Below are 18,102 nucleotides of genomic sequence, written 5' to 3'. Positions count from 1 at the left end.
TGCCAAGAGGCTCGCTATGTAAGACGAAAAATTGAGCCCCTGGCGCATGTCGTCACATCGCCAGCGGCAAAACCTCCTTGTCGAGTTCGCGCACCAGCTCGGGGTGGCCGGCTTGGATGGCTAGCAGATCAGCCACGTATTGCGAGACAGACATGCCTCGCGCGGCGGCCTGCTGCTTGATCTTTTCGGAAACGAGACGCTCCGGGCGGGTTAGCAGTTCCACGCGGTCGCCTTTACGGGGTCGAGGCATGTTTCGAAGACTGCCAGCAAGATCGCGGTATCTGATACAGGACACGCCGTCGCCCGTGATGTTTTTGTGACTGGTGTGGTTCGTCATGCCAGCGGAACTGGGCCGAGGCCGCCCAGTGTGTGGTGAAGAGCAACTCAGCGAGGGAAGACGAGCCGTGCCGGACTGTTGAGCCGGGTGTGCGCCCCCGTCCAGACATAGCCTTCTGACCTGCACGTTTAGGGCTGTTGGCAGTTTAGCGGCCCAGTTGTCTGCACGGTGCCCCTGTAGAACATGGCCTGCCGTCCCTTTAAGGGGTGAAGGCATGTTTCTACGAGCAATAGGGGCAACTGTGGCATCACAGAAGAAGGACCCACCGCCGCTGCTGACGCTGCGCAGCACCGTGGTGTTCTCGGCGGCCGCGGTGGCCGCAGGGGCTAGCGGGATCGGAACCTACGCAGGAACACGTGAACCACTCACCGCTGCCGTAGCGGGCGGCGGGGTGTTCTTCGTGGCTGCAGCCTGGCTGGACAAGCACGTCGGCATCTAGCGATGGCCTGCCGTCAACATGCTTCGGTTCACCACTATGACGTAATAACGTAATGACGTTTTTGCGTTTTAGCGTAGTTATGTTGTTACGTCATGACGTAAGATCGCTGGTATGCCGATTATTTCCCTGGTGCACACCAAGGGTGGGGTCGCCAAGACCACCAGCGCGATGTATCTCGCAGCCGCGGGCGTCTCGCGCGGCTTAGACGTGGTGCTCGTCGATGCCGATCCACAAGGCTCTGCACTCGAATGGGCCGCCGACGCCACGGCCGACGGTCCGATGCCGTTTCCTGTAGTGCCGGCCAGCCGGCCCCTGACCGCAGATCGCGATTGCGACTTGACAATCATCGACACCCCACCTGGAACGGCGCAGGTAATCCAGGAGGCCATTGACATCGCAGATCTGGTCGTCGTGCCGACCGGGACGTCCCCGCTGGACGTTCGACGGGTCTGGCCCACGTTGGAGATCACCGCTCACCGTCCGACCGCCGTCCTGCTGACGAGCGTGGATCTACGCACCCGTCTTGCCGATGAAGTCCGCGGACTCTTGGAGGCCGAAGGCGTACCCGTCATCGGGACCCCGATCCTGCGGCGCGAAGACGTGCGCCGTGCCTACGGCGCCACTCCCACCCGTCTGCACGGCTACGACGATGTTCTGACCGAACTCCTGGAAGCGATGGCCCATGTCTGATCTGACCTCGAAGATGGCCGCCCGTGTGCGCACTGAGCCCTCCAAGCGGGCCGCCGAAGCGTTCCGGTCCCCCGCAGATGACATGCAGAGAGCCACGGTCTACCTGCCCCGTTCTACTGTTCGGGGCCTCAAGCAGGCCGCCCTTGACGGCGACACCAGCATGAGCAAGATCCTCACCGATTTGGCCGATCGGTGGCTGGCCGACAACGCCAAGACGTAATTACGTTGTTACGTTGTTACGTCTGTACACCTCCGGAATGCTTGAAATTGGTGTCTTCATTGGTGTCCCAAATTTGATATAGTGCTTACAGATGCGGTCGGCTTGTCCGGCTGTTCGTGAAGAAGCCTCCCTCTCTGAGGGGGGCTTCCTTGTTTGTCTGGCACAGTGACCGGTTGTGTCAGTGAACCCAGCGGAGATCTTCAAGAGCCTGCACCCTTCGCGACTGGCGCATTATCGGTCTCTTTCTGGCGGGCAAGACGCCGATGCGCTGGCACTCTACGAGTGGAACATCGAGGTCGCCGCCGCCTTACAGGACCCGTTGGGAATCGCCGAGGTCGCGGTGCGGCATGCGATCGACACGCAGCTGTGCGGGTGGTCGCAGCAGCATGTAGGTGCGCCTGAATGGATCGGTCACGTTGCCAGCATTCCGTACCTGTCGGGGCCGAACGTGTTCAGCGCATCCCGCCACAACCTTTACAAGGCAGCTGACCAGTCTCGCCGCGCTCGGCCGGCCAACCACCCCCGTCACGGCGGCGCGATCACCCATGACGACCTGGTCGCGAACGTCATGTTCGGCACCTGGGCCAACCTGCTACCCGAGAAGTTCAATGCGGGATGGGTGGACCCAAACGGCCATCCGGTGCAAAACCCGGTGAACCTTCAAGCCCGTCGGGACCTGTGGCGCAACTGCCTGCATGGGGGATTTCCCCACGTCCAACACGACCCGCGCGGGTACGGCACAGGCAACAAGGTTCGTGATCTGCGGAAACTACGAAACCGCGTGTCTCATATGGACTCACTGCTCTATGTCGACGTTCGACATCAGCACGACCGGGTTCTCCTACCGCTGCTGAACTCGATCAGCCATGAATTGCGCGACTGGGTCGTGAGACGAAGCAAGGTACAGACCGTGCTGACGCAGCGACCCACGACGTCATGACGTCATGACGTACTTACGTTGAGACGCAATTACGTCTATACGTCATGACGTAATAATCCATAGCGCCCCCGAAACGGCGCCGGCCTGCCTTAGGACTGTCGTTGCAAGCGTTTTGCCCAGGCTGGGTAACTGCCGAGGCTTCGAAGCAGCGGAGCAGTGAGGTCCGCGGCGACCTGGCCGGGGTCGTCGTCGAGGTCGTCTAGCGAAGCTTCAGTGGCCCGCTCATAGATGTTCTCGGTGTAGATCGGCCCTCCGTCGCCGAAATGCTGGTCGGCGAGGGTCCATGAGACCGAGTCGTTGAGGCCATTCATCGAGAGTGCGAACCGCCAACTGCCGGTATATCCCCACTGATGGGAGACCGCCGCAGCGAGTCGGGCAAGCATGCTGATGTGACCGACGATCAACGCCTCAAATATGACGGTGACGTCGGGTTGGGCAGGGAACACGTTTGGGAATGATCGTGTGGTCACGGCTCGCTCAGATGCCAGAACGAGCCGCCCGGATTCGGTGAAGACGATCTCGGCGGCGTGGTCGTTGCCCGAGAAACGTTGCCCGTCGTACATGCCAGTGGTGAGTGCGACGCCGCCAGGACGTCGGGCGAAACCGCTGGCCTGGGCCAAAGTTGGTGCATACGTTTGGTTTTGAGCGTCCGTGGCTGAGTGCACTAGTTGAAGCACTGTTTCTTGCCACGTTGATGATTCAGACAAAGCAACGAGCATGTCCTCGCGGGCCCCGACCGGCTCGGCCACCACCACTAACAGTCGTTGGTCACCGCCGACGAGGTCTGTACGTATCGCGCGCGCATCCGCTCGGAGGTCACGACGATCAGCCAGTCGCCTGTCGAGTAGCCGCACTACCTCGGCATTGGGGAGCATTCGGTTGGTTTTGTCGCCGCGGCCGTAATAGCGGCCATCGACCATGTGCGGGGCTCGAACTGACTGCGGCACGTGGACCACGACGTAACCGAGGGTGGGATCGCTAGTGGAGTTGATGGCGGTGGTGCGGATCTGTACCGCCTCGTCGACTCTCATTCGCGCGATCTGCTCGATGCGTTCGGCGAGTCCGTGGATAGGGACGGGCCACAGGCCTGGCGGTGAGGTGTCCTCGTCGACGCCGATCAGGATTGTTCCTCCGTCAAGAGCGAAAGCAGCGATGTCTTTGGCTAGGTCCTTGTTGGCGGCGTTACCGGATCCCAGCTCCCGCTTGAGATCCAACCAGTGGGTTTCTTCAAGCAACCCATTCAGCGCTAACCGCTGGAGTTCGTCTTCTGTACGGGCTTGGATCGCATCCATGGGGGCTCCTCAACCGGACTTTCGCGCGGACTAGCGGCTGAGCTGTTCGCGTAGCCGTTTCGCTCCGCGGTCGGACACCGACTGCGACGAAAGGACGTAGGCGGCGGCTTGATCGGGAGTGAGCCGGCCGCCGCTGATGTGGCCGCCGAGGAAGCGTCGCGCTTGGGCCTTGTCATCTGCTCCGGTCCAGCCGTTACGGCCGCCGTAGAAGATGACGGAATCGAGGTCTTTGCGCACGTCATCGTCCATCTCGGACGGCGTGACCTCTCCCGTCAGCAGGTTGACCGCGGCCGCGCCAGCAGCCCACTCGGCCAAGGGCGTGGAACCCTCGACGACAGCGAGTGAATGACCGCGAGCGAGGCCCATCGCGAAGTGCAACGACCGTTCATCTGGCACGAAGACTAGGACCGGCCCGCGGTCGGGCCGGCTACGGCTTTGCGGCGTGGCGTGCCCACCAGCTCGGATGATCTCGTCAAGGTCGGCATAACCGAAGCTCGCGGCATTTTGCGCGTTGCTCACCAGCAGGGGCGCTAGATCCTCCTCCTGGCTGCGTTCCCAAATCCATTCGGAGGCAAGGGCGATGGCGTCCTCCCACGGCCGATCTTCGACGTCGTCGGGGACCCACGCCGCGGCTCGTAGATGTGTCGACGGGTGCAGATCGGTGCTGGTCATCACGCGGCTCCTGATGGTGAGCTGAGTTTGGCCAGGTAGCGGTATGCCGTGGCCCGGCTGACGCCGAATGCTTGAGCAAGTTCGGGTACCGGTTCGCCCGTTGCGGCGAGCCGGCGCAGCTGTTCTTGGCGTTCCGGGGTCAGCTTGGCCGGCTTGGTGGCCGGCAGTTGGCGAACTCGGCGAGAGTCGCGTGAGGCGGCGCGCCGCTCGCGGCCGAGCTCGAGCTCGAGCTCGGCCAGCGTCGCCATAATGGTGGCCACCGCACGCCCCGTCGGCGTACCGGTGTCTACGCCTTCACGTAACGCGCGCAACAGGATTCGGCGCTGGCCAAGATCTGCGATGGTGCGAGTTACTTCTACGACAGATCGGCCCAGCCGATCGATGGCGGTTACCACTACGGTGTCACCCTCGCGGGCATAGTGAAGCAAGGCCGTGAGACCTGGCCGATCGGTGTTCACCGCACCGGAGAGTTTGTCGGTGAAGACATGACCGGATTCGACCCCCTCGGCGGCGAGCGCGGCGAGCTGCGCATCAAGGTCCTGGCCCAGAGTGCTTACCCGCGCGTACCCGAGAATCGCCGTCACAGCACCACTGTCGCATTGCGCACCGACAACGAGGATCTGAGACACGCTGTGTGAGACGAGAAATGAGACGGCGCCACCTGGGGCGATGCGACGGGGGAGTGTTCCCCGTAAGCCGGTCTCGTTTCTCTAGAAACGAGACACGGTTAGATTGCCGCCGCTACAACTCAATCGCCACGCGCGTGGAATCACGGCTTGGCGTCTGCGTTAATCTGTCTACTTCGGTGAGAAATCGCGAGCTGAGGCTGGTTGACCTCCGGGGCGCATGCGTTGATGCGCCGTCAGGAAGTCATCGACGATGTGTTCGCAGTGGTGCCGGCTCATGGTGTGGAGTCCGGTCATGCGTGCGAAGGCGAGTGGTCCGACGAGTTGGCACATGGCGAGTTCGACGTCGAAGTCATCGAGTTCGTCGCGCGCTTGGGGGCTCTGCAGGATGGTGTCGAACGGTTGGCGGTATTGGTCGACGACCCTTTTTCGCAGTGACTGCGTGTGGCCCGCGTCTTTACCATCTGGCGACAAAGGCCCTAGTGAGACCCAGGCGAGGGTGGTGAGGTGAAGGGGTGCCTCGGCGAACAAGGTTGCCTGACGGGTGAGCAGTTCGATCAGCTGCTCTCGCAGGGGAACTGAGCTCGGAAGCGGCGGGGTGACCTGGGGCAGGAGTCGCTCGAAGGTGGCGGCGAGAAGGTGGGAGGAACTGGTGAAGTGGCGGTAGAGGGTGGTTCGTGCGACCTTCGAGGCCTTGGTGACCGCCTCGATCGTGACCGCCTCGACTCCGCCGGTACTGAGCAGGTGAGCGGCGGCGTCGAGCAGTCGGGTCCGTGACCGCGCCCGACGCGGATCGGCGTCGTCGCCGTCGGGCAACACATGTTCGCTCAACGCCGTTTCCGTCGCCGGGATTGTCTGGTCATTACGACTCTCACCACGTTATGGTACCAACGGTAGCGTAGCGATACTGGTCATCCCTAGCCGCGGCTGAACGTGACAGTGTCACCGCTCTGACAGCCCTAAGCACGCGAAAGGCTGCGGACCGCCGATGACGACAACCGAATCGATCAGGCACGATTTCCTCACCGGGAGACTCGGCCGACGCGAGATCATCCTTGACTGCACCGCGACGATCGCCACGAGCGGTGGATATGACGCCGTGAAGATGCGCGCCATCGCCGATCGTGCGGGCATGGCAGTCGGCACCCTGTATCGCTACTTTCCGTCGAAGCCGCACGTGCTGATCGCCGTCCTCGCGCGTGAGTTCGAACGTATTGGCGCTGAACGAGATTGGACGGTCACAGCGGGATCGCCGCGCCTGCGGGTGGAGCAGTTGAACACCCGACTATGCCAGGAATGGCGCGCTCGGCCGGCCCTGACCGAGGCCGTGACCCGCGCATTCGTCGTCGCCGATGGCAGCGCGAGCGCCGAGGTGGCCCGCGCGGCGGGGGTCATCGAGCACCTGATCGGGCTGGCGATCGCCGGTGAGGAGCCGAGCCCGACACAACACCGAGTTGCCGCCCTGGTCGGCGATATCTGGCTGGCCAGCCTGATCGCGTGGGTCCGGCACGGCGCCTCCACCGAAGACGTCGCGATCGGACTGGAGCGCAGCATCGCGTTGATAGTCCACGACGAGAGGTAGCCGGGCCAACCCGATCCACACGAAACAACACTATTAGTAGCGCACCGATACTGATGGTATCGTTACGAATCAGATCGAGGTAGAGAGGTCTCATGATCACCCAGTGGATCGAAGCCTGCGAGGTCCAGCGCGTCAGCTTGGTTGGCGGCCTGGTACTCACCATGGCCGACTACAACGAGCTGGTCGTTACCCGACCACTGCGCTTGTCGCTTCCTGCGGTGGGGGCACACCCGGCCGAAGACGTGATGGTCGACCCGAATGACGTACCGAATCATCAGCGCCCGTTGTTGAATTTCGCCGGTAGCGTCTGCACGCTCGCCACCTGCGAGGACGACGGCACGCTGCGTGTCGAGTTCTCCAACGGCTACGGCTTCACCGTGGCCGCCGACGAGTGCTTCGCGGCGTGGGAGTTGTACGGCAAGCGCCACGGTTACATGGCTTGTCTACCCGGTGGCCGGGTCCGCGTCGTCCGCCACGACATGCCCGCGGACGACCTGGTGTCCGAGCGCCCTGCGGTGCGCCCTTGAGCGTCGACGGCCACGAAGCGGACCCGCCCGACGCCGCCGCCACCCGGGTGCGTGAACGCACCATTTCGGCTGCCAAGACCTCCGGGGAGTACAGCGAGCGCCTCGGCGCGTTGGCCCGATTCACCGTGCGACACAAGGCGTTGGTGATCGGCGCCTGGGTCGGACTGGCGGTGGTCCTGGCCCTGCTGTTCCCGCAACTGGAAACGGTGGTGCAGAAACAATCCGTCCAGCTGATCCCCCGCGACGTGGCGTCTTTTCAAACCCTCGACCGAATGAGCGAGGCCTTCGGCGAGCAGGGCTCCAAGACCATGCTCTTCGTCGCGATGGAGGACCCGGCAGGCCTGACCCCCTCGGCGCGCACGCAGTACACGGATCTGGTGTCGCGGCTGCGCGCCGACACCACGCACGTTCTGCTGGTTCAAGACCTGCTGGCCGACCCGGTGACCGCCACCCAGGCACTCAGCCAGGACGGCAAGGCCTGGTATCTGCCGGTGGGGGTGGCCGGCACGCTCGGTGACCCCGCCGCCGCCGAATCGGTCACCGCGGTCCGCGCGATCGCCGCCGACGCGTTCGCCGGATCGTCGACGACGGTGCGGGTGACCGGGCCGCCGTCGACGTTCAGCGATCAGATCGCCGAGGCCGAACACGATCTGCTGTTCATCTCCATCGCCACCGCCGGGTTGATCGCGCTGATCCTGCTCATCGTCTACCGGTCGGTGTTCACCGCGCTGTTGCCTCTGCTGGTGATCGGCATCAGTCTGGCGGTGGGGCGCGGAGTGCTGTCCGTACTCGGCGAGTTGGGTATGCCGGTCTCGCAGTTCACCGTGGCCTTCATGACGGCGATCCTGCTGGGCGCCGGCACCGATTACACCGTCTTCCTGATCAGCCGCTACCACGAACAGCGCAGGGCGCAGGTCGCCCCCGATCAGGCGGTGGAGCACGCCACCGCCAGCATCGGCCGCGTCATCCTGGCCTCGGCCGCCACGGTCGCGTTGGCGTTCGCCGCGATGGTGTTCGCCAACTTGAGCGTGTTCGCCGGGATGGGACCGGCCTGCGCGGTCGCCGTCCTGGTCGGGTTCGTGGCGACCGTGACGTTGTTGCCGCCGGTGCTGTCGCTGGCCGCGAAACGCGGTATCGGCGAACCCAAGTCCGACCGCACCCGGCGGTACTGGAACTCCGTGGCCGTGGCGGTGGTGCGCAAGCCGGTGCCGCTGCTGCTGGTCAGCCTGGCCATCCTGCTGGCACTCTCAGCGGTCGCCACGACGATGACGTTGAGTTACGACGACCGCAAGGGACAACCCGCCACCACCGCCAGCAACGAGGGTTATCAGCTGTTGGACCGGCACTTCCGCACCGACGTCGTCATCTCCGAATTCCTCGTCGTGGAGTCTCCCACCGACATGCGCACCGGCAAGGGACTGGCCGACCTCGACGAGATGGCCTCGCGCATCGCGCAGGTCCCCGGGGTGACGAAGGTGTCCGGGGTCACCCGACCCGCGGGAGCCCGCCTGGAGCAGGCCCAACTGGGGTGGCAGAACGGACAAATCGGCGACAAGATGGCCGGCGCGGTGGACGACGGCAACGCCCGCAAGGATGACCTGGCCAAGCTCACCGGCGGCGCGGACCAACTCGCCGGTGGCCTCGCCCAACTCGACACCACCCTGCGGACCGCGCTGACCCCGCTGACCGGAATCCTCGATCAGGCCCAGAGCGCAGGGCGGAAGGTGGACCAGTTTCGGCCCCTGTTGAGCCAACTCTCGGCGACCGCACCCGCGGTCGACCAGGCGCTGCGTTCGGGACCGGGGTTGCGCCCGCTCGCCGAGCAGGCCGATGGTGCCATCGCCACCATCGACCCGCTGGTGGGCGCGCTGAACACCTCGCCGTGGTGCGCGACCACACCGCAGTGCGCCCAGATCCGCGACCAGGTCCAGGTCCTCACGACGCTGCGCAACGCCGGGTTCTTCACCCAGGTCGCCGGGCTCGGGGACACCGTCGGCCAGAACGCATCCGTGGCCGACACCCTGGCCGGCGTCCAGACCGCAGTCACCTCGCTGGACAAGGCGTTCGGCGCGCTCGGTGACCCCGCCAACCTGGCCGGTAACGTCCGCCGACTCCAAGACGGCATCGGCCAACTCGCCTCGGGCGCCCAAGCCCTGGCCACCGGCGTGCACACCCTGGCCGACAGCAACATCGACATGCTTAGCGGGATGAGCCAGATCGCCACCCAGCTGCAGAACTCGGCGCGCGCCAGCACCGGCTCCGACACCTCCAGCGGCTTTTTTCTGCCGCCCAACGCCTTCGAGAACCGCCAGTTCGCCGACGTCGCCAAACAGTTCCTCTCCCGCGACGGCAAGACCGCCCGATTCCTCGTGGAATCCAGCAACGACCCCTACAGCGCCGAGGCCATGGACTTGTCCCACCAGATGGTCGCCGTCGCCGAGGCAGCCAGACCCAACACCTCCCTGGCGCAAGCCCGCATCTCGGTTGCCGGGTTCCCGGCGGTCAACTCCGACATTCAGCGCCTCCTGACCGCCGACTTCATCCAGCTGGCCGCCTCCACCCTGCTCATCGTGGGCCTGATCCTGGTGCTGCTGCTGCGCGCACTGCTCGCCCCGCTCTACCTGCTGGGCACCGTGGTGCTCAACTACACTGCCTCGCTGGGCATTGGAGTCTTGGTCTTCCAGTGGGGACTCGGTGGTGAAATCGCTTGGCCCGTACCGCTATTGGCGTTCATCATCCTGGTCGCGGTGGGCGCCGACTACAACATGCTCCTGGTGTCGCGGCTCAAGGAGGAATCCACCCGCAACATCCGCGTCGGGGTCCTACGCACCGTGGCCAGCACCGGGTCGGTGATCACCTCGGCCGGCATCATCTTCGCGGTCAGCATGTTGGGCCTGATGGTCGGCTCCATCGCCATCATGATCCAAGCCGGATTCATCATCGGCTGCGGTCTGCTGCTGGACACCTTCGTCGTGCGCACCCTCACCGTCCCCGCCATCGCCGTCCTGCTCCGCGAGGCCAGCTGGTGGCCCCACCGCCCCACCACCCCCCAGAGACGGACCTCATGAACGACCGCGTTGCCTGTGCTCACTCGTCCCGACCTACCGCAGCAGGCGATGTCCGTGTGGGGTCGACGCGGACATCGCTGCGGCGGAACCGGCGTCCACGAGCCGTCCATGTAGCCCTGCTGGCCATCGCTGTGGGCATCGGGGTCGCGACCGCGCCCACTGCGGTCGCCGATGAGGCCGGCTACCTCCAGCGACTTCAGAGCAGGCTGGCGTATCTGACAGCTCAACAACTGCTGACCGAGGGCTACAAGGTGTGCCAGCTGACCCACAGCGGCCATCCATCCTCTGACGCCATTGAGATGGTCTCGAAGGACTTGGCGATATCAGTACCGGCCGCCGTTGAGATCATCGTCGCCGCCGGAGGGGAACTCGGCTGCTGACAGCGGGCCGGGGAACTGCTGCGTGGAAAAGCAAAGCTTCTCGAGAGCTGACGTGGTGGTAGTCCACCACCGCTCGACATGTCGGATGAGTGATGCGCGGCGAAATAGTCAGTGCAGCAACGATTTTGGACACGTAGCCAGCCGACGGCGCAGAAACTCTACAGACTGAACACGTCACCGAACTGGCCGCGTCGCCCAAGCGTGGGCAGCGTGCCCGAGCGGTGCAGTGGCGCGGTCTAGAGAGTGCAGCGGTCGAGGAAGTCGGTGACCGCGGCGGTGAAGGCGTCGTTGTCGTCCCCGGCGATCATGTGACCGGTGCCGGACACGTCGACGGTTTCGGCGTGCGGGACCAGGTGGGTGAACTCCTCGACGGTGGCCTGGGAGACCACGTCGGACAGCAGCCCGCGGACGAGAAGTGTTGGGGCGGTGACGCGTCGGGCTCCGTCAATCAGCAGATGGCTGATCGCGTCGAACTGCTCGGTGCCCGCGGCCGCGCCGTCGCGCAGGAAGTCGAAGTTGGAGTGGACGAACGCCGGGTCCCATCGCCACACCCAGCGACCGTCGGGACGCTGCCTAAGCACCTTGTGCAGGCCGTCGAGGTTCTCGGGGCGCGCGCGATGCGGGTTGTAGGCGGCGATCACCTCGGCGGCATCGCCGAGGGTGGCGAAGCCGTCGGGGTGGGCGGCCATGAACGTCACGACGCGACGGGCACCCTCGAACTCCAACCGCGGGGTGACGTCGACCAGGATCACCGCCGCCCACGACGCCCCGGATGCGAGCAGGTGCGCGCCCAGGGCGGTCATTCCCCCCAGCGATGCGCCGACGACGGCGGGCGGGGTATTGGCGCTGAAGTGGTCACGGACGGCGAGCAGGTCGGTGGCGAGTCGCTCGACGTCGTAGCGCCCGGCCGGATCCCAGTCGCTGTCGCCGTGACCGCGGGTGTCATAGGCCACCACCGAGTATCCGCGCGACTGGAGCCGGCGCGCTGAGGTGGTCCACGCGTGCCGGTTCTGACCGCCGCCGTGCAGGAGGAACACGACGGGACGATCACCGTCGTGGGGGTAGTACTCGGCGGCAAGGGTGATCCCGTCTCCGGTCCGGACCCGATGCTGCACGACCGAAGTCACGATGCGTTGCCTGCGGTGCTCACGATCGTGACGGTGCCCTGCGCGGCGCATACGGCCTTGTGGCCGTTGGTGATGTCGATGCGCGCCACCCCGCTGCGTTTGCCCAGCGACACGATGTCGGCAATGGCGACGCACACCCCGCTGGACACGGGTCTGAGCAGGTTCAACTTGAACTCGGTGGTCGCGACCCACGATCCCGCCGGAATGACGGGGTAGAACACCACCCCGAGACAATGGTCGACCATCGCCGACAAACACCCGCCGTGCAGATTGCCGAACGGGGTCAGCAGGTCCTCGCGGGTATCCATCTCCGCCACCAGCCGACCCGCGGTGAGTGCGGTGTGTCGAAAATTCAGGAACGTCGACAGTCCGCCCGCCGTGTTCGCCGCGTGGAGCAGCTGGTCGGCGATCTGCGCGTCGAAGTGCGCGAACGTCGTGGTCACCATCGTCTGTCAATCCTCGCCTTCTCTGTCATCGGCCGACGGTCGTGCTCCAGCGAAACGCTCGAGCATGTCACCGAACGCGCCGAGGTCGCCGTGGGCGGCGAAGTGCTCGACGTCCACGGCAACGAACATCGCCGTGGCGGTGAAGCGCACGATGCCGTCCTGCCCGATCCCGGTCGCACTGACGTGCAGGGCTCGCCCCTCGCGGCTGTCGACGCGCGCGACGATGCGGTGGGGGTGATGCAACGGCACCGGCACGCGGTAGCCGACGGCCAGGTTGCGGGTGACCGCCGGGGTTCCGACGATCCACAGGGTGAAGCCGAACAAGTCGTCGCACGCCGCGGCGATCGCACCTCCGTGCGCGAGACCCGGTGCCCCGCCGTGCCGTTCGTCGAAAACCAGGTCGGTGTAGACCTGCTGCCCGGATCGGAACACCTCCATCTGCAGGCCGTGGGGATTGTCGGGGCCGCACCCCATGCAGGTGGGAGTGTGCGGCGGCAACCGCACCGGCTCACCGCTCAGCGCCTCGCTCACGGAGTGCTCGATTCTGTAGACGTGTCAATCTGCGATCCGACCGCGGTGATCGCCGACAGCGCCATCGCGGCCTGGCTGGTGCCGAAGACCAGTGCCACCGACAGGCACGACACCCCCAGCGTCCACTTCGGGCTGCCCGTGGGATTGCGGGTGGCCTGCGCGGGAAGGGACGGATCGTCGAGGCCGTCGGACAGGGGCACGGGCTAGACCGGTGCGGCCCACATGATGGGCAGCGACGTAAAGCCCCGGATCGGCCCGGACCGCAGACGACGCGCAGACTCCAGGTCGACCTCCCAGTCGGGCACTTTGTCCAGCAACGCATTCAGGGCGGTCCGAGCCTCCATCCGCGCCAGTGCCGCACCCAGGCAGAAGTGGACACCGCGACCGAAGGCCACCTGGTGTTCGCAGGTGCGATCGATGTCGAACACGTCCGGATCGGGGAAGACACGCTCGTCGCGGTTGGCCGAGCCGAACAGCAGCAGCACCTTCTCTCCGCGGCGCATCGTCGTGTCGTGAAGAACGACGTCACGGGTCAGGGTTCGCGAAAGCCCCTGCGCGGGTGAGTCATAACGCAACAACTCCTCCACCGCCGGTACCAGCAGCGTGCGATCGGCGACCAGTCGGCGACGTGCCTGTCGATGCTGGGCCAGCACGACCGCGGCGTTCCCCAGCAGGTTGGTGGTGGTCTCGTAGCCCGCGACCAGCAGCAGCGCGCAAAAGCCGAGGACCTCCTCGTCGGTGAGCCCGACCCCGTCCACGGTGGCGTTCGCCAACGCCGACATCAGGTCCTCGCGGGGATTGTGGCGGCGGTCGGCGAGGAAATCGGTGAAGTAAGCGTAGATCGACGCGGCCGCGGCCAGCGCGTCGCTGGTGTGACCGTGGGTGACGTCGACCTGCACCAGCTGGCTCGACCACGATCGGAACTGATCATGATCGGTGGCGGGAACGCCCAACAGATCGGCGATCACCGCGGCGGGCAGGATGGCGGCGAAGTCGGTCACGAAATCGGCCGACCCCGACCCCTCGTCGAGGCGTTCGAACAACTCCGCCGCCATCCGCGTGATGGTGGTCTGAAGGCCGGTGACCCTGCGGGGGGTAAACGCCCGGCTCACCAGGGCGCGCAGCTGGTCGTGTCGGGGCGGGTCCATCACGATCATCATCGGCAGAAACGACCCGATGAAGTCCGATCCCGGCGGGGTGGGGAAGATCCCGTCCACCGAGGAGTAGGTGCCGTGATCCAAGGCCGCGGCTTGGACGTCGGCGTGCCGGCTCAACACCCAGGTGTGCGAATCCTGCGCGCGGTATACCGGAGCCGCGTCGCGCAACACGCGGTACGTCGGATAGGGGTCTTCGAGTATCGAGGCGTCGAACGGGTCATACCGCATGGGCACCGCGACCACGAGGACCTCCCACCGCCATGAAGCAAGGGTTTAGACTCGGAGTCTAAACTTGAAGAACGGGATTGGGCAATGCGCAAGATTCCACGTCAGATCGCTGACCGGCTCCCCGCAGCGGCGGACCTGTTCGCCGAAAAAGGGCTCAACGACTCCAAGATCGAGGACGTCGCCGCGGTGACCGGCGTGCCGAAAGCGACGCTGTATTACTACTTCACGGGCAAGGAGGAGATCCTCGCGTATCTACTCGAAGACCTCCTCACCGACATCGCCGATGCTGTGGCGGCGATCGTGCACACCGACGGCACCGGTGCCGAACGCCTCGAACTCGTCATCGGCGCACAACTGCGGGCGATGGCGCAGCGGCCAGCGGTCTGTCGGGCACTCATCGGCGAACTGGGACGCGCGGCCCGGATGCCGGTCATCGCCGAGATGATCAACACCGCCTACCAGCAACCCGTCGAAGCACTGCTGGTCGCAGGCGCCCGCGACGGATCCCTTGTCGCCCAGCCAGATCCACGATCCGCCTCCATGGCGCTGTTCGGCGCGGTCACGATAAACGCCCTCATGTACCTGGTCGCAGACCAGCCTCTCGACGAGACGGTGGTCGCCGGAACCCTTAGAGCCGTCATGTTCGACGGACTACGCCCGCGCCGAGGAGACCGAGCATGAGCACTTACGGCCTCTCGGTCCTCGGCGCGGATCTGCCGTCGTTGGCCCGGACCGCCCAGGCCGCCGACGCGGCCGGGTTCGACGCCGCCTGGGCCTCGGAGTTCTACTCCCGCTCTGGGTCCATCTCCATGGCCGCGATGGCCAACAGCACACAGAACTGCCGGATCGGGTCCTCCATTCTCTACGGGATCGGACGAAGCCCCCTGGTGCTGGCCACCGAAGCACGCGACCTCGACGAACTCTCCGACGGACGACTGGTACTCGGCATCGGCAACGGCACCAAACGGATGATGAGCGACTGGCACGGCGTATCCGACACCGCCGCACCCGCGCTGCGCATGGAAGAACTCGTCGGTCTGCTGCGCCGCATCTGGAACCTGCACGACGGCCCGATCCACCACGACGGCCGCTTCTACACGATGCACCTCACCCCCACCGGTGAGGTACAACCACCCAGCCGCGCGATCCCGATCATCACCGCCGGTGTGCGCCCCCGGATGTGCGAGACAGCCGGGCGGGTGGCCGACGGCCTGGCCGGCCACCCCCTGTTCACCACCACCTACGTCCAGGAGATCGTCCGCCCCGCCATCGCCAAGGGCGCCGCGCACGCCGACCGCGACCCCCGTGACGTCGAAGTCGTCTCCATGGTCATGTGCGCCATCCACGACGACGCCGAGGTCGCCAGACGTGAACTGGCGCAACAGATCGCGTTCTACGCTTCGGTCAAGTCCTACGAAACCGTGCTCGACGTGAACGGCTTCGCCACCGAGGGCAGAGCCATCCGGGAAGCCTTCGCCCGACGCGACTTCCCCACGATGTTCGCCGCGGTGTCCGAGGAGATGATCGACACCATGGGCGTCGCCGGAACCGCCGACGACGTCCGCGTCGGGCTCACGCGCTACGAAGGCGTTCTCGACCACATCATGCTGTACTCACCATCGGTGGGCATCGCCCCCGAACGCGTGCAGCAGAACCTCGAAAGCCTCATCAGGGAATGCTCACCACGCAGGATTGCTCACGCCGCGCAATAGTGCTCACTCGACGCACGCCGTCGCGCCTTCGATGTTCACAACGGCCCGCTTCCCTGAATCCTGAAGCACTTGGCTGCAGGTGTCGGTCACTCCCGGCAACGACGAAAGCGATGACCATCACCAGGTGCGGTGACGAGCGACATGGGGTGCACCGAAGCCCACTTACCTCTCACCAAAGCAGCGGGAAGACTCTTGAGCATCAGAGGCTCAGGTCATAACCGCGATCGCGTTCCCGGCCGCGGTCACGGTCTAGTCCGCGGCTGCGGTCCAACGTCCGATCTCGTTGGGCGCGTTGACTTTTCTGATAGTCGACGTGCCGTCGGGTGACCGCCGAGTGGTGTTCGGCGACCAGGTTGGCCACCAGCTCGGGCAGGAGTTCGGCCGGGGTGTCGGCGGCGGTGCGGTGGGCGGTGCGGGCGGGTTCGTCGCGCCCGACGATCTGCCGCATCATCCGGGCGGCCTGGACGGCCCCACCGCGCTGGGCGACGTGCACCCCTGCCTCGTCGGGTGCCGGGTGGTCGCGGTGGTGGTCGGCTTCGGTGATCGTGCGTTCGTAGAGGTAGACCTCGTTGGTGTCGCGGCCGCGGGTCATCGCCACGTAGGCCAGGTTGCGGGTGGTGGTGTCACCGATGACGGCGCGACAGCTGTCGGCGGTGACCCCTTGGGCCGAGTGCACGGTGATCGCGTGGCCGAGCTGCACCTGCTTTTTGAGGTAGTCGCCCTCGAGGACCGTGACCGCGCCGTCGCCGAGTCGTCGGGCGGCGATGCGCGGATGATCGGGGGTGTCGTCGACTTTGAGGACCTGCCAGCGCTGCCCGTTACGGACCGGAGCCTCGGGCAGGCGCTGGGTGACGTCGGCCCGGTCGCGCACCTCGATGGTCGCGTCGTTGAGTCGGGTCAGGACGACGTCCCCCACCCCGACCTGGTGTCCGCGCGCGGCGGTGACGGTGGTGGTGTCGCGGCCCGTACGGGTCCGCTGTTCGGTGATCTGGTCGTGGATGCGCCGGTTGAGGGCGTCGGTGGTCTCGGTGGTGTCGGCGATCAGCAAGGCGTCCCGGCCGGCGGTGACGTCGCCCTGGTGGGCTTCGAGGGCGTCGGCGGCCATGGTGACCTGATCCCCACAGTGAAGGCGGTCGTGGTCGCGGTACCAGCCCACGGCGCGGCGCACCGGCGCCGGCCCACCCTGGCCCAACGCCAACGACGCCGACCGCTCACCGGGGTCGTGCATGCGCCACACCTCCGACAACCGTTGAGCCCAGGGCAGCTCCTCGCACAGTTGGGTGAACATCCCTCCACGGGCCTTCACCGGCGCCAACTGATGCGGGTCACCGACCATCACCGTCTTCACCCCCGCGGTGGTCGTGTGGGTGAGCAGAGCACGCCACTGATGGGTGCCGACCATCCCGGCTTCGTCGACCACCACCACGTCGAACGGACCCAACGTCAGCCGCCCGTCGGCCAACCGCGCCAGCGCGGCGTGCATCGTGAACCCCTCGCTCGCAGCACCTTCGGCGACGGCGACGTCCACGGCCTTCCCAGTCGGTGCGATCACGATCACCGTCCCCCGACGCTGGCGTTCCACCAAGGCCCGCAAGGCGCGCATCGAGGTGGTCTTGCCCGCCCCCGCCGGCGCCGACAACGGCTGCACCAGCTGGGGGCTGGCCGCGATCGCGGTCACCGCGGCGTGCTGCTGCGCGGAGAGCCCCAACGCCTCCGGGGTGTCGAACTCGCGGACCCAGCACGCGTTGCGCAGGCTGGTCTCGTCGACCATGTCGAACACCCGCCGTTCCTCGACCAGGATCAGGTCCACGGTGAACCGTTCGGTGCCTTCGCGTTGATGCGCCAACCGCGGCCCGGTCAACCGCATGGCGACTGCGTCGACGCACTCCTCGATGACCTGGCGCGGCATCACCACATCCCCTGCGGAGCCGTCCACGCCACCCTCCGCCGCGGCCACGCCAGGGTTGTCGGCCATCAGGGGAAGCTGCGCGCCGATCACCTCGACCAGGTCCGCGCGGGTCAACGCGGCCTTGTCCGCGCGGGCCGCCATCGCCGCCACCTCGTGCCGATCCACCACCACCCCGCCGCGGCGCGCCACCCGCGCCGCCGCGCGGCCAGCCGCGGCTTC

General features: G+C 65.9%; 21 protein-coding genes. 10 read left to right on the top strand and 11 right to left on the bottom strand.

Annotated elements, in window-relative coordinates:
- Positions 1-52 precede the first annotated feature (52 nt).
- Entirely contained in the window at positions 53-223 is a 171-nt protein-coding gene (locus H7J06_RS02630; RefSeq protein ID WP_308205681.1) for a toxin-antitoxin system, read from the bottom strand.
- A gap of 355 nt (positions 224-578) precedes the next feature.
- Here H7J06_RS02630 and H7J06_RS02625 point away from each other — a divergent pair, with 355 nt between their 5' ends.
- The 4 genes from H7J06_RS02625 to H7J06_RS02610 all read left to right on the top strand — a co-directional run bounded on the left by H7J06_RS02625 (position 579) and on the right by H7J06_RS02610 (position 2,626).
- The gene (locus tag H7J06_RS02625; RefSeq protein WP_068920413.1) at positions 579-776 is read left to right on the top strand and encodes a hypothetical protein; all 198 of its coding nucleotides are present in this window, start codon (positions 579-581) and stop codon (positions 774-776) included.
- Positions 777-887: 111 nt separating this feature from the next.
- Positions 888-1,466: an AAA family ATPase gene (locus tag H7J06_RS02620; protein WP_068920414.1), complete on the top strand. Its 579-nt coding sequence runs from the start codon at positions 888-890 to the stop codon at positions 1,464-1,466.
- The gene (locus H7J06_RS02615; RefSeq protein WP_068920415.1) at positions 1,459-1,686 is read left to right on the top strand and encodes a hypothetical protein; all 228 of its coding nucleotides are present in this window, start codon (positions 1,459-1,461) and stop codon (positions 1,684-1,686) included. Before H7J06_RS02620 ends, H7J06_RS02615 begins: the two co-directional genes overlap by 8 nt.
- Before the next feature lie 181 nt (positions 1,687-1,867).
- The gene (locus H7J06_RS02610; protein ID WP_264036731.1) at positions 1,868-2,626 is read left to right on the top strand and encodes a hypothetical protein; all 759 of its coding nucleotides are present in this window, start codon (positions 1,868-1,870) and stop codon (positions 2,624-2,626) included.
- 89 nt (positions 2,627-2,715) lie between these two features.
- Here the strand turns inward: H7J06_RS02610 and H7J06_RS02605 are convergent, their stop codons facing one another.
- The 4 genes from H7J06_RS02605 to H7J06_RS02590 form a co-directional block, all read right to left on the bottom strand.
- Positions 2,716-3,918, bottom strand: coding sequence for an AlbA family DNA-binding domain-containing protein (locus H7J06_RS02605; protein ID WP_068920417.1), 1,203 nt, complete (start codon positions 3,916-3,918; stop codon positions 2,716-2,718).
- A 30-nt stretch (positions 3,919-3,948) separates the two neighbouring features.
- Entirely contained in the window at positions 3,949-4,590 is a 642-nt protein-coding gene (locus H7J06_RS02600) for a hypothetical protein (protein WP_192860468.1), read from the bottom strand.
- Complete coding sequence (locus tag H7J06_RS02595) at positions 4,590-5,174, bottom strand: recombinase family protein (protein WP_068920418.1); 585 nt, start codon at positions 5,172-5,174, stop codon at positions 4,590-4,592. The genes H7J06_RS02600 and H7J06_RS02595 overlap by 1 nt, the downstream gene beginning before the upstream one ends.
- A gap of 213 nt (positions 5,175-5,387) precedes the next feature.
- Entirely contained in the window at positions 5,388-6,047 is a 660-nt protein-coding gene (locus H7J06_RS02590) for a TetR/AcrR family transcriptional regulator (RefSeq protein WP_156720696.1), read from the bottom strand.
- A gap of 157 nt (positions 6,048-6,204) precedes the next feature.
- Here H7J06_RS02590 and H7J06_RS02585 point away from each other — a divergent pair, with 157 nt between their 5' ends.
- The 4 genes from H7J06_RS02585 (at position 6,205) to H7J06_RS02570 (ending at position 10,773) form a co-directional block, all read left to right on the top strand.
- Positions 6,205-6,798 carry a TetR/AcrR family transcriptional regulator gene (locus H7J06_RS02585; RefSeq protein ID WP_056547435.1) on the top strand — a complete coding sequence of 198 codons (594 nt, stop codon included), beginning with the start codon at positions 6,205-6,207 and terminating at the stop codon, positions 6,796-6,798.
- A 92-nt stretch (positions 6,799-6,890) separates the two neighbouring features.
- Positions 6,891-7,325 carry a DUF6188 family protein gene (locus tag H7J06_RS02580; RefSeq protein ID WP_056547432.1) on the top strand — a complete coding sequence of 145 codons (435 nt, stop codon included), beginning with the start codon at positions 6,891-6,893 and terminating at the stop codon, positions 7,323-7,325.
- 47 nt (positions 7,326-7,372) lie between these two features.
- Positions 7,373-10,393 carry an MMPL/RND family transporter gene (locus H7J06_RS02575; protein ID WP_056549682.1) on the top strand — a complete coding sequence of 1,007 codons (3,021 nt, stop codon included), beginning with the start codon at positions 7,373-7,375 and terminating at the stop codon, positions 10,391-10,393.
- A complete protein-coding gene (locus H7J06_RS02570; protein ID WP_156720695.1) occupies positions 10,390-10,773 on the top strand; it encodes a DUF732 domain-containing protein in 384 nt (127 codons plus the stop codon). The genes H7J06_RS02575 and H7J06_RS02570 overlap by 4 nt, the downstream gene beginning before the upstream one ends.
- A gap of 236 nt (positions 10,774-11,009) precedes the next feature.
- Here H7J06_RS02570 and H7J06_RS02565 read toward each other — a convergent pair whose 3' ends face one another.
- The 5 genes from H7J06_RS02565 to H7J06_RS02545 are packed head-to-tail and all read right to left on the bottom strand — an operon-like array spanning position 11,010 to position 14,277.
- Positions 11,010-11,900, bottom strand: a complete 891-nt coding sequence (locus H7J06_RS02565; protein ID WP_068920419.1) for an alpha/beta fold hydrolase — start codon at positions 11,898-11,900, stop codon at positions 11,010-11,012.
- Positions 11,897-12,346, bottom strand: coding sequence for a PaaI family thioesterase (locus H7J06_RS02560; protein ID WP_068920420.1), 450 nt, complete (start codon positions 12,344-12,346; stop codon positions 11,897-11,899). Before H7J06_RS02560 ends, H7J06_RS02565 begins: the two co-directional genes overlap by 4 nt.
- A gap of 6 nt (positions 12,347-12,352) precedes the next feature.
- Entirely contained in the window at positions 12,353-12,820 is a 468-nt protein-coding gene (locus H7J06_RS02555) for a PaaI family thioesterase (protein ID WP_192860469.1), read from the bottom strand.
- A 53-nt stretch (positions 12,821-12,873) separates the two neighbouring features.
- Positions 12,874-13,077 (bottom strand): hypothetical protein, encoded by a 204-nt coding sequence (locus tag H7J06_RS02550; RefSeq protein ID WP_068920422.1) that lies wholly within the window; start codon positions 13,075-13,077, stop codon positions 12,874-12,876.
- A gap of 3 nt (positions 13,078-13,080) precedes the next feature.
- Complete coding sequence (locus H7J06_RS02545; protein WP_068920423.1) at positions 13,081-14,277, bottom strand: cytochrome P450; 1,197 nt, start codon at positions 14,275-14,277, stop codon at positions 13,081-13,083.
- Positions 14,278-14,346: 69 nt separating this feature from the next.
- Between H7J06_RS02545 and H7J06_RS02540 the strand changes: the two genes are divergently transcribed.
- Positions 14,347-14,943: a TetR/AcrR family transcriptional regulator gene (locus H7J06_RS02540; RefSeq protein WP_068920424.1), complete on the top strand. Its 597-nt coding sequence runs from the start codon at positions 14,347-14,349 to the stop codon at positions 14,941-14,943.
- Entirely contained in the window at positions 14,940-15,974 is a 1,035-nt protein-coding gene (locus H7J06_RS02535; RefSeq protein WP_068920425.1) for an LLM class flavin-dependent oxidoreductase, read from the top strand. The genes H7J06_RS02540 and H7J06_RS02535 overlap by 4 nt, the downstream gene beginning before the upstream one ends.
- Before the next feature lie 199 nt (positions 15,975-16,173).
- Here H7J06_RS02535 and H7J06_RS02530 read toward each other — a convergent pair.
- Positions 16,174-18,102, bottom strand: a 1,929-nt coding sequence (locus H7J06_RS02530; RefSeq protein WP_264036720.1) for an ATP-dependent DNA helicase, incomplete at its 5' end; no start/stop codon positions are given.

The sequence above is a fragment of the Mycolicibacterium hodleri genome (genome assembly GCF_025822245.1).
Taxonomy (GTDB): Bacteria; Actinomycetota; Actinomycetes; order Mycobacteriales; family Mycobacteriaceae; genus Mycobacterium; species Mycobacterium hodleri.
Note: the sequence above shows the minus strand (reverse complement) of the source record. Positions and strands in the feature narration are given on the sequence as shown.

Bases quoted from the DNA above. Each gene is read 5' to 3' on its own strand.
- H7J06_RS02600 (WP_192860468.1), bottom strand. From the start codon at position 4,590: ATGACCAGCACCGATCTGCACCCGTCGACACATCTACGAGCCGCGGCG.
- H7J06_RS02560 (WP_068920420.1), bottom strand. From the start codon at position 12,346: ATGGTGACCACGACGTTCGCGCACTTCGACGCGCAGATCGCCGACCAG.
- H7J06_RS02535 (WP_068920425.1), top strand. From the start codon at position 14,940: ATGAGCACTTACGGCCTCTCGGTCCTCGGCGCGGATCTGCCGTCGTTG.
- H7J06_RS02585 (WP_056547435.1), top strand. From the start codon at position 6,205: ATGACGACAACCGAATCGATCAGGCACGATTTCCTCACCGGGAGACTC.
- H7J06_RS02555 (WP_192860469.1), bottom strand. From the start codon at position 12,820: ATGGGGTGCGGCCCCGACAATCCCCACGGCCTGCAGATGGAGGTGTTC.
- H7J06_RS02540 (WP_068920424.1), top strand. From the start codon at position 14,347: ATGCGCAAGATTCCACGTCAGATCGCTGACCGGCTCCCCGCAGCGGCG.
- H7J06_RS02605 (WP_068920417.1), bottom strand. From the start codon at position 3,918: ATGGATGCGATCCAAGCCCGTACAGAAGACGAACTCCAGCGGTTAGCG.
- H7J06_RS02615 (WP_068920415.1), top strand. From the start codon at position 1,459: ATGTCTGATCTGACCTCGAAGATGGCCGCCCGTGTGCGCACTGAGCCC.
- H7J06_RS02580 (WP_056547432.1), top strand. From the start codon at position 6,891: ATGATCACCCAGTGGATCGAAGCCTGCGAGGTCCAGCGCGTCAGCTTG.
- H7J06_RS02570 (WP_156720695.1), top strand. From the start codon at position 10,390: ATGAACGACCGCGTTGCCTGTGCTCACTCGTCCCGACCTACCGCAGCA.
- H7J06_RS02620 (WP_068920414.1), top strand. From the start codon at position 888: ATGCCGATTATTTCCCTGGTGCACACCAAGGGTGGGGTCGCCAAGACC.